The 10,966-nt window shown below is 74.0% G+C and carries 5 protein-coding genes; 4 read left to right on the top strand and 1 reads right to left on the bottom strand.

Features of this window, described 5'->3' with window-relative positions; genetic code table 11:
• Nucleotides 1-139 precede the first annotated feature (139 nt).
• Together ABZX96_RS06820 and ABZX96_RS06815 are read left to right on the top strand one after the other, a co-directional pair.
• Complete coding sequence (locus ABZX96_RS06820; protein WP_355539003.1) at nucleotides 140-733, top strand: small secreted protein; 594 nt, start codon at nucleotides 140-142, stop codon at nucleotides 731-733.
• A 312-nt stretch (nucleotides 734-1,045) separates the two neighbouring features.
• Entirely contained in the window at nucleotides 1,046-2,602 is a 1,557-nt protein-coding gene (locus ABZX96_RS06815) for a methyltransferase (RefSeq protein ID WP_355539001.1), read from the top strand.
• Between the two features lie 303 nt (nucleotides 2,603-2,905).
• On the opposite strand, the gene ABZX96_RS06810 is transcribed toward ABZX96_RS06815, so the two are convergent.
• Nucleotides 2,906-3,319, bottom strand: coding sequence for a DUF2752 domain-containing protein (locus ABZX96_RS06810; protein ID WP_355538998.1), 414 nt, complete (start codon nucleotides 3,317-3,319; stop codon nucleotides 2,906-2,908).
• Between the two features lie 302 nt (nucleotides 3,320-3,621).
• Between ABZX96_RS06810 and topA the strand changes: the two genes are divergently transcribed.
• Both topA and tmk read left to right on the top strand, forming a co-directional pair.
• Nucleotides 3,622-6,519 (top strand): type I DNA topoisomerase, encoded by a 2,898-nt coding sequence (topA, locus tag ABZX96_RS06805; RefSeq protein WP_355538995.1) that lies wholly within the window; start codon nucleotides 3,622-3,624, stop codon nucleotides 6,517-6,519.
• A 546-nt stretch (nucleotides 6,520-7,065) separates the two neighbouring features.
• A complete protein-coding gene (gene tmk / locus ABZX96_RS06800; protein WP_355538992.1) occupies nucleotides 7,066-10,881 on the top strand; it encodes a dTMP kinase in 3,816 nt (1,271 codons plus the stop codon).
• The last annotated feature ends 85 nt before the right edge of the window (nucleotides 10,882-10,966 follow it).

Raw genomic sequence — 10,966 nt, 5'->3', positions numbered from 1 at the left:
CCCGTTTTCCGTGCCCGGACGGCTCCCGCGCTTTGGTGCAAATGGCTGCAATGCCGGTCCGGCGGACCGCCCGACCGGTGGGTGACGGCCTTCCGACGTGTATGTTCCGGGGCCGTAAGCCATGGAAGGGACCGATCCGGTGAACAAGAAGCTGGTGGCTGCGCTGTCCGGCGGCGCCGCTCTGATGCTCGCGCTGACCGGCTGCAGCGATGACGACCAGGGCAAGAAGAACGACGACTGGGCCAAGAAGTTCTGCGACCCCGCACAGGCCCAGTTCAAGCGCATCCAGGACGCGAACGCGGCCATGCAGTCGGCCGACGCCGGGAACATGGAGTCCAAGAAGGTCCAGCAGACCGACTCCCAGGCGTTCGGCCAGATCTCCGGCGCCTACGCGGAGCTGGCCAAGGCGCTGGACCAGGCGGGCCCGCCGCCCGTCGACGGCGGTGACAAGTCCCAGAAGGACGCGGTCCAGGAGCTCAACTCGCTCTCGAAGGGGTACGCCGACCTGAAGAAGAAGGTCGACGGCCTGGACACCAAGGACAAGCTGAAGTTCGCGGACGGCCTGCGGACGCTGTCGAACGGCATCAACAAGCTGAACGAGCAGAGCGAGGCCGCCTTCCGGAAGCTGGAGGCCGGGGACGTGGGCAAGGCGATGGCCCGCCAGAAGGGCTGCCAGGCCCAGAAGTCGGGCGCGTCCAAGGGGCCGTCGGTGAAGCCGTCGGCGGCGTCGTAGGGCGGGTGCTGCCTTCGCGACGTTCGTAAGAGGGCGGGTGCCGCGTTCGCCGCGTTCGGAGAGGGCGGGTGCCGCGTTCGCCGGGTTCGGAGACGGCGAGTGCCGGACGACCGGAGCCGTGAGAGGGCGGGGTCGGACGGCGATCGTCGAAGGTGGTCAGCGGCCGAGGACCGGCCCCGGCCCGGCCCGGCTCGGTGAGAAGAGCGGGGCGGTCCGGCGTGGGGCCTTTCGTGGCGGCCCGGTGGCGCGTTCCGTGAGGGCGCGGTGCCGGGCCGTCGCCGATTGTCAGTGGTTGCCGGAAGAATGGGGACCGTGAGCACGCACCTCCCCACCGCAGACGCCCAGGACCCGACGAGCAGCGCCCGCACCGCCCGGTTGCGCGAGGCGCTGCGGTCCGCCGCCTTCACCGCCGACGGCCTGCTGGACCTGCTCGGCGCGCCCGCCTACGCCGCGCTCGCCCGCAGCGAGACCGTTCCGGCGCTGCGCGCGACCAGAGGGGACAGCCCCTTGGAGACACTGGTGCGGCTGTTCCTGTTGCAGCGTCCGGCGCCCCGGGAGCGGGCGCGCGCGGCACTGCCGCTGGAGGACTGCCTGGCGGACGGCTGGCTGGTGGCGGACGGCGATTCCGTACGGGCGAGCGTGGACGTCCGGCCGTACAGCGGTCCGGAGGGCCAGGACTGGTGGATCGTCTCCGACCTGGGGTGCGCGGTCGGCGGCGCGGGCGGCATCCGGGACGCCGCGGAGCCGGCCGGGGTGGAGCGCTCGAAGCTGGTGCTCGGCGTGGGCGGGGCGTCCACGACGCTCTCCGGGATCACCGTGCGCACTCCGGTGGGCAAGGCGCTGGACCTCGGTACGGGCTCCGGCATCCAGGCGCTGCACGCCGCCCAGCACGCCACGCGGGTGACGGCCACGGACCTCAACCCCCGGGCGCTGCGGTTCGCCGCGCTGACCCTGGCGCTGTCCGGGGCCCCGGCGGCGGACCTGCGGCAGGGTTCGCTGTTCGAGCCGGTCGGGGACGAGACCTACGACCTGATCGTCTCCAATCCGCCCTTCGTCATCTCCCCGGGCGCCCGCCTCACCTACCGGGACGGCGGCATGGGCGGGGACGACCTGTGCCGGACGCTCGTCCAGCGGGCCGCGGACCACCTCAACGACGGCGGGTACTGCCAGCTGCTGGCCAACTGGCAGCACGTCGAGGGCGAGGACTGGCGGGACCGGCTGCGCGGCTGGGTTCCGGCGGGGTGCGACGCGTGGATCGTGCAGCGGGAGGTGCAGGACGTCACGCAGTACGCCGAGCTGTGGCTGCGGGACGGCGGCGACCACCGCGCCGCGCCGCGGGAGTACGCGGCGCGCTACGACGCCTGGCTGGAGGAGTTCGAGGCCAGGAAGACCAAGGGCATCGGCTTCGGATGGATCACGCTGCGCAAGTCCGGGGCGCAGGACCCGTCCGTCACGGTCGAGGAATGGCCGCATCCGGTCGAACAGCCGCTCGGCGCGCATGTCGTCCGTCACTTCGACCGGCAGGACTACCTGCGGGCCACGGACGACGCGGCGCTGATGGCCGGGCACTTCCGGCTCGCCGACGAGGTGGTGCAGGAGCAGGTGGGGCTGCCGGGCGCGGAGGACCCGGAGCACGTGGTGCTGCGGCAGAACCGGGGGATGCGCCGGGCGACGAAGGTGGACACGGTGGGCGCGGGGTTCGCCGGGGTGTGTGACGGCACGCTGTCGGCCGGGCGGATCCTGGACGCCATCGCGCAACTGGTGGGCGAGGACCCGGTGGCGCTGCGGGACCGCACGCCCGAGGCGATCCGGATGCTGATCGAGCAGGGGTTCCTGGAGCCGGTCGGGCGGGGCACGGAGGGGAGCTGAGGCGGAAGGGGGGCCGGGCGGCGGGAGGGTGCGTCCCGTCGAGCCTCCGGGCGTCCGGCCCGTTCCGCCCGGCCTGTCGGGGACACGTCCCGCCGGGCGTCCGGCCCGTTCGGGCACCTGGCCTGTCGGAGACACGTCCCGTCGGGCGTCCGGCTCGCCAAGCGTCCGTCCCGCCGAGCGCCCGGAGAGAGGCGAAAGTCTCACCGGCCGAGGTATGAGGGGGTGGTGCGGGCCGGATCGCAGGGGGTTCGTCCTTCCGGGCGTCCGGAAGGAGGCGAAGGTCTCACTTTCCCCGCCGGGTTTTCAGCCAACGAGGTTGCGCAGCACCGCCCAGGCCGCGGCGGTGCCCATGACGAGGACGCCGCCACGGGCCGTGAGGCGGGGCCGGACGCGGCGCCCCCGCAGGCCCGCGGCGAACCACCGTCCGAGCATCCACAGGACGGCCGGGACACCGAGGACGAGCAGCGCGGCGTTGTCGTGGAAGGCCGCGACGACGTCGCCGTGCAGCAGGTCGTACGCCAGCCGGGTCCCGCCGCAGGCCGGGCACAGCAGGCCGGTCGCCCACTTGAACGGGCACGGGGGAAGGAGCTGGCCGGATTCGTGCGGATCGGTGTGCCAGAGATAGAGGCCGCCGAGGGCGCCGGCACCGACGAGCGCGGCGGCCCGGCGCAGGGTCGCCGCGCGGATGGCGGCGGGGGAGGGGCCGACGGCGTTCACGTGCGAAGACCCCCCGGAAGTGCGTGGTGCGGACGGACACGGCCGGCGCCCATCCTGCCAGCCGGCCGGGTGCCGGGTCCCGGCGGCCGGTGGTGGGCGACCCGCCGCCGGGGTGCCGGTCCGGGCGGCGTGAAGGCATGTAGTCGGGTTACCGTTCGAGTGGCGTTGCGGGGTTTTTCCGTTTGACACGGGGGCGGGAGGTACCGTCACACTCCGCAGCGTCAAGCGTCACCGCAGTGTCCACCCCCAGAGCCTCCGGCCCCCGGGGGTACCCCCAGCGTCGACCGGAGAGAAGAGCGAAGTTGTCCCCGACCAGCGAGACCGCACAGGGCGGTGGCCGCCGCCTCGTCATCGTCGAGTCGCCTGCCAAGGCGAAGACGATCAAGGGCTACCTCGGCCCCGGCTACACGGTCGAGGCGAGCGTCGGGCACATCCGCGACCTCCCGAACGGCGCGGCGGAGGTCCCGGCGAAGTACAAGGGCGAGCCCTGGGCGCGGCTCGGCGTGAACGTGGACGCCGACTTCCAGCCGATCTACGTCGTCAACAGTGACAAGAAGGACCAGGTCAGGAAGCTCAAGGAGCTGCTGGCCGACTCCGACGAACTCTTCCTGGCCACCGATGAGGACCGCGAGGGCGAGGCCATCGCCTGGCACCTCCAGGAGATCCTCAAGCCCAAGGTCCCCGTCCACCGGATGGTCTTCCACGAGATCACCAAGGACGCGATCCGGGACGCCGTCGCCAACCCGCGCCAGCTGAACAAGAAGCTGGTCGACGCCCAGGAGACCCGCCGCATCCTCGACCGCCTCTACGGGTACGAGGTCTCGCCGGTCCTGTGGAAGAAGGTCATGCCGCGGCTGTCGGCCGGCCGGGTGCAGTCCGTCGCGACCCGCCTGGTCGTCGAGCGGGAGCGGGAGCGCATCGCCTTCCGTTCGGCGGAGTACTGGGACCTGACCGGCACGTTCTCCCCGCTGGGCGCGGCCGACGCCGCCGAGCCGTCCGCCTTCTCCGCCCGGCTGGCCGCGGTCGACGGCCGCCGGGTCGCCCAGGGCCGCGACTTCGGTCCCGACGGGCGTTTGAAGAGCGACGCGGTCCTCCACCTGGACGAGGCGGGCGCGCGAGCGCTGGCCGCCGCCCTGGAGAACGCCGACTTCGCCGTCCGCTCGGTCGAGTCCAAGCCCTACCGGCGTTCCCCGTACGCCCCCTTCCGTACGACGACGCTCCAGCAGGAGGCCAGCCGCAAGCTCGGCTTCGGAGCCAAGGCCACGATGCAGGTGGCGCAGAAGCTGTACGAGAACGGCTTCATCACCTACATGCGTACGGACTCCACCACGCTCTCGGACACCGCCGTCGCGGCGGCCCGTGCCCAGGTCACGCAGCTGTACGGCGCCGCGTACCTGCCGGACAAGCCGCGCTCGTACGCCGGGAAGGTCAAGAACGCGCAGGAGGCGCACGAGGCGATCCGCCCGTCCGGCGACCGCTTCCGCACGCCGGGCGAGACGGGCCTGACCGGCGACCAGTACCGCCTGTACGAGCTGATCTGGAAGCGGACCGTCGCCTCCCAGATGAAGGACGCGGTCGGCGACTCCGTCACCGTCAAGATCGGCGGCCGGGCGAGCGACGGGCGGGACGCCGAGTTCAGCGCCTCCGGCAAGACGATCACCTTCCACGGCTTCCTGAAGGCGTACGTCGAGGGCGCCGACGACCCGAACGCCGAGCTGGACGACCGCGAGCGGCGGCTGCCGCAGGTCGCCGAGGGCGACGCGCTGGCGGCCCGCGAGGTCACCGCGGACGGCCACGCCACCAAGCCGCCGGCCCGCTACACCGAGGCCACGCTGGTCAAGGAGCTGGAGGAGCGGGAGATCGGCCGCCCGTCCACGTACGCGTCGATCATCGGCACGATCCTGGACCGCGGCTACGTCTTCAAGAAGGGCACCGCGCTGGTGCCGTCCTTCCTGAGCTTCGCCGTCGTCAACCTGCTGGAGAAGCACTTCGGACGGCTGGTCGACTACGACTTCACCGCCAGGATGGAGGACGACCTCGACCGCATCGCGCGCGGCGAGGCCCAGTCCGTGCCGTGGCTGCGCCGCTTCTACTTCGGCGAAGGCGATGCCGCGGGCGCCGCCTCCGACGCGGGCAACGGCGACGGCGACCACTTGGGCGGCCTGAAGGACCTGGTCACCGACCTGGGCGCGATCGACGCCCGGGAGGTCTCGTCCTTCCCCGTCGGCAACGGCATCGTCCTGCGGGTCGGCCGCTACGGTCCGTACGTCGAGCGCGGCGAGAAGGACGCCGAGGGTCACCAGCGCGCCGACGTGCCCGCCGACCTGGCGCCGGACGAGCTGACCGTCGAGCTGGCCGAGGAACTGCTCGCCAAGCCGAGCGGCGATTTCGAGCTGGGCACGGACCCGGAGTCCGGGCACCAGATCGTCGCCAAGGACGGGCGGTACGGCCCGTACGTCACCGAGGTCCTGCCCGAGGGCACCCCGAAGACCGGCAAGAACGCGGTCAAGCCGCGCACCGCGTCCCTCTTCAAGTCGATGTCCCTGGACACCGTCACCCTTGAGGACGCGCTGCGGCTCATGTCGCTGCCCCGCGTGGTCGGCACCGACCCCGAGGGCGTGGAGATCACCGCGCAGAACGGCCGCTACGGCCCGTACCTGAAGAAGGGCACCGACTCGCGCTCCCTGGAGAACGAGGAGCAGATCTTCACGATCACGCTGGACCAGGCGCTGGCGATCTACGCCCAGCCCAAGCAGCGGGGCCGCGCCGCCGCCAAGCCGCCGCTGAAGGAACTCGGCACCGACCCGGTGAGCGAGCGCCCGGTGGTCGTCAAGGACGGTCGCTTCGGCCCGTACGTCACGGACGGCGAGACCAACGCCACGCTGCGGCGGGACGACGACGTGGAGACGATCACGCCCGAGCGCGGTTACGAGCTGCTGGCGGAGAAGCGCGCCAAGGGCCCGGCGAAGAAGACCGCCAAGAAGACCACGGCCAAGAAGGCGACGGCGGCGAAGAAGACCACGACCGCCAAGAAGGCCACGCCCGCGAAGAAGGCGACCGCGGCCAAGAAGACGACGGCGGCGAAGACCGCCACGGCGGCGAAGAAGGCGGTGCCGGCGAAGAAGGCCGTCTCCGCGAAGAAGGCCGTCCCGGCCAAGAGGACGGCGGCGGCGTCGGCGCCGGGGGGCGGGGAGGAGTAGGGCGGGGCTGCCTGGGGGTGGTCTCCGGGGGGTCGGGGGTTCGTTCTCTCGTGGTGTTTGGTCTCTGGGGGCTCCGTTTTCGGGGTCCCCAGGGGCGTTCTGCGGGGTCGTAGGGCCGTTCTGCGAGGTCGTTCTACGGGGCTTGCAGCCGTTCTCCGGGGTCGTTCTGCGGGTCCCCGGGGTCGTTCTGGGGGGTCGCAGGGCCGTTCCCCGGGGTCGCTCTCCGGGGCTTGCAGGGCCGTTCACCGGGGTCGTTTTCCTGGGTCGTTCTGCGGGGATCTTCGGGGTTTCTCGGGGGTGGGATCGGGGTTTTTTCAGGGTCGGTCTGGTGGGGGTCGGCTGGGACCTGGCGGGCGGGGGTTGGTCGTCGGGTGCCTCCGGGAGGCGGCCTCCGTTACGGGGTGCAATCCGGCCTCTGGGGGACATCTCGGGCGCCCAATCGGGCATACCGGTCCCTCGTCCGGGAGGTGTCGCTCCCCCCTGTCGCCTCGACCACTTGTTCGGTCGGTCGCCCGCTGTGTCGGTTACGGCCGATAGGCTGGTGGGATGACGCGTACCGAGCTCCCAACGGTCGTGCCCCCCACATCCGGCGCCCTGGCCGCGGATTCCCGCGAGCGCGCCGTGCGAGCCCTGCTCCGCTTCCCTCCGCTGAAGCGGCTGTGGAGTGCGCAGTTCGTCGGGGGCATCGGCGATGCCCTGGCCCTCCTGGTGCTCGTACTGCTCACGCTGCAAGCGGCGCGGTACGTGCCCGCCGGGGGGCAGGCCGTGTTCGGCGGGGGCGAGCGGGGCGTGGCACTGGCGGTCACCGCCGTGTTCGCCGTGCGGATGCTGGCGTCGTTGCTGTTCGGGGCCGTGCTGCTCGGCCCGCTGACCACGCTGACCCGGCCTGATGGGCCGCTGGACCGGCGCTGGACGATGATCGGCGCGGACGGCCTGCGGCTGCTGTTGATGATCGTCGCCCCGCTGTGGATCGACTGGACGCCGGGCAGCGCGTGGATCTGGCTGCTGGTGACGGTCTTCCTGGGCGGTGCTGCCGAGCGCGTGGGCACGGTGGCGCGGGAGAGCGCGGCGCCGGGGCTGCTGCCCTCCGGGGTGGTCGCGGTACCCGCCACTGAGGCGGGGGCGTCGGAGACCCAAGGGAAGGCCGGGGCGGGCGCGCGCCCGGACGACGGGCCCGCGGGCTTGCGCCCGGCCGATGGCTCCGCGGGCGCGCTGCGCACCACCCCCGTCGTTCCCGACGGCATGGAGGCGCTGCGCCGCCTGTTCCTGCGGTCGGCCTTCGTCTCGCTGCCGCTGGCCGCCGCCGCGCTGGTCGTCGTCAGCCTGCTGGGCAACCTGCTGGGTTCCGGCATCGACTGGTTCCACCGGCATCAGGCCGCGCCGGGGTCCTACGTGGCCGCGGGCCTGTTCGCGGCCTCCATCGCGTTCCTCTACTTCCTCCAGCTCCCCGGCGCGCGCACGCCGCGCCCGCGCTCCCCGCTGGAGGGGTTGCGCCGTCCGAAGGCCGCCACCGGCAAGGCGCCGGGTCCGGGCAAGGCTTCCGGTAAGGCGGGTGCGGCTCCTGGCAAGGGGGCCGCGGCCGGTGCCAAGGCGTCCGCCGGTGCGGTCGAACGGGGGCGGACGGGGGCCATCCCGCCGCTCGTCGTCGCCTGTGCCGCCGTCGCCGCGGCGATCGCCGCTGCGGTCTCGGTGGCCGTCCTGCACGCGACCGATCTCGGGGGCGGACCGGTCGGTTTCGGTCTGCTGGTGCTCGCGTTCGGTGGCGGGCCGGTCATCGGCATCCGCAGTGCGCGCAAGATCCTGCCGACGCTGTCCCGGCGGCGGCTGCTCGCCCTCGCGGTGGCGGTCACGGGCCTGGCCCTGCTCGCCGCCGGGCTGGTCCCCGACCCGACGACGGTGCTGCTGCTGGCGCTGCTGGCCGGCAGCGCGGCCGGGGTCGCGGCCCATACGGGGCACACGCTGCTGGAGCAGGAGACCGAGGAGGCCCGCGCCGCCCGGACGACCGAGCACCTGCACGCGGTGGTGCGGGTCGCGATGGCGCTGGCCGCGATCGTCGCCCCGCTGCTGGCCGCGGTCATCGGGCCGCACCGGATGGTCAACGGGAGCTTCGTCTTCGCCCATGGGGGAGCGGCCTTCACGCTCGTCCTGGTGGGCGCGCTGCTGCTGCCCGTCGCGGCGTGGGTGCTCGGCCGGGTGGACGACCGGCAGGGCGTGCCGCTGCGGCGCGACCTGCGCGAGGCGCTGCGCGGCGGCGACCCGGAGCAGGCGCCCGCCGCCACCGGCTTCTTCATCGCCCTGGAGGGCGGTGACGGCGCCGGCAAGTCCACGCAGGTGCAGGCGCTGGCCCAGTGGATTCGCGACAAGGGCCACGAGGTAGTGGTGACGCGTGAGCCGGGTGCCACCGCCATCGGCAAGCGGCTGCGTTCGATCATTCTGGACGTGTCCACGTCGGGGCTGTCCGACCGGGCCGAGGCCCTGATGTTCGCGGCCGACCGCGCCGAGCACGTCAACAGCGTCATCCGGCCCGCCCTGGAGCGCGGCGCCGTCGTCATCACGGACCGTTACATCGACTCCTCGGTCGCGTACCAGGGGGCGGGCCGCAACCTGGCCCCCACGGAGATCGCCCGCATCTCGCGCTGGGCCACCGACGGCCTGGTGCCGCACCTGACGGTGCTGCTGGACGTCTCCCCCGAGACGGCGCGCGAGCGCTTCACCGAGGCGCCGGACCGGATGGAGTCCGAACCGGCCGAGTTCCACCAGCGGGTGCGGTCCGGCTTCCTGACCCTGGCCGCCGCCGACCCGGCCCGCTACCTGGTCGTCGACGCCGGGCAGGAGCCGGAGGCCGTCACCAAGGCCGTGCGCCACCGCCTCGACCAGGTGCTGCCGCTCTCCGAGGCCGAGATCACGGCCCAAAAAGAGGCGCGCAAGGCCGCCGAGGAAGAGGCCCGCCGCAAGGCCGAGGAGGAAGCCGCCCGCAAGGCCGAGGAGGAGCGGCTGAGGCGCGAGCGCGAGGAACAGCTCGCGAAGCTGCGCGCCGAAGAGGAGGAGCGCAAGCGCCGCGAACTGGAGGAGGCCAAGGCACGCGAGGCCGCCCGCCAGGCGGAGGAGGCGCGCCGCCGCGCCGAGGAGGCCCGCAAGGCAGCCGAGGAGGAGCGCCGGCGGCGCGAGGCCGAGGCGCGGGCCCGGGCCGCCGAAGAGGAGCGCCGCCGCAAGCAGGCCGAGGAGGAGGCGCGGCTGCGCGCCGAGGCCGAGGAACGCCGCATCGAGAAGCAGCGCAAGGCCGAGGAAGCCCTCCTGCGGGCCGAGCGGGCGCGGCTGGCGGCGACGGCCGAGGCGGCAAGCGCCGCCGAGGCGCCGCGCGGCACGGGTGGTTCCTACCCGTCTGCGGGGGCGACGCCGGTGGTGTCCGGGGCGACGCCGTCGGTTTCCTGGGGCCGTGAGGACGCGGGGACGGGTTCCGGCCGGGAGGCGGGAGCGGCCGATCCCCGCCTCGGGGTCAGCCGCGCGCCGGAGCGGGGCTGGGAGGCCGGGGGCCGGGGCACGGCCGAGGGGCCGGACTCGGGTTCGGACTCGGACTCGGAGCAGACGGCGGCGCTGCCGCAGCCGGGCCCGGACCGGCAGGATCCGGCCGGTCGGACCGGCGGCCAGGCGGGCTTCGGCGGCCAGGCGGGCTTCGGGGGCGAGGGAGCTCCCGGTGCGGCGGACGAGACGGCCGTGCTGCCGCAGGCAGGCCCGGCAGGCCCGGCAGGCCCGGCAGGCCCGGCAGGCCCGGCAGGCCACGGTGCGCCGGGTGCCGCCGACGAGACGGCCGTGCTGCCGCCCGTCCGGCCGGATGGACCGCAGGCGTGGCCCGACCCGCAGCCGCAGCCGTATGACGAGCACCGCACCGAGGCGGGCGGCGACCGGTGGGCCACTGGCGGGTGGCAGGACCAGGCGCAGCAGCCCCGGGCCGATCTCCCGCCCCGGGAGGAGGACCCCGCGGACCGGGTACCGCCGTGGCTGTTCCGCGACGAGGGCACGGGCCACGCCGCCGCGCCCACGGGCCGGACCACGCACACCAGCGGTGGATGGAACGGCACCGGCGAACCGGCCGCACCCTCCGAGGGCGGCACGGAACGCACCCGCGAGCTCCCGCAGATCGATCCGGACACCGGCCGCCCGGTCGAGCCGCCGCGCCGCGAGCGCCCCCGCCCCACATGGGCGGAGGAGACCCCGCTCGACGACATCCCCACCCTGGCCGACGAACTCCTCGGCCCGCGCGAGGCCAACCCGGCCGAGCCGGACCGCCGCCCGTCGCCGGGCGGGGACGCGGACGAGTCCGGCCGCGGACGGGGGCGTGGGCGGCGGGGCAAGCGGGGCTGATCTTCCCTTCGGGGCGCCGCACTGGGCGGCATCCGGGCCGTGGGGGAGGAGCCTGGTAGTGGCCCGGTGCGGGGGCTCGGTGCCG

The sequence above is a fragment of the Streptomyces sp. NPDC003077 genome, from assembly GCF_040611095.1.
GTDB lineage: Bacteria > Actinomycetota > Actinomycetes > Streptomycetales > Streptomycetaceae > Streptomyces.
This window is presented reverse-complemented; position numbering and strand designations above follow the sequence as displayed.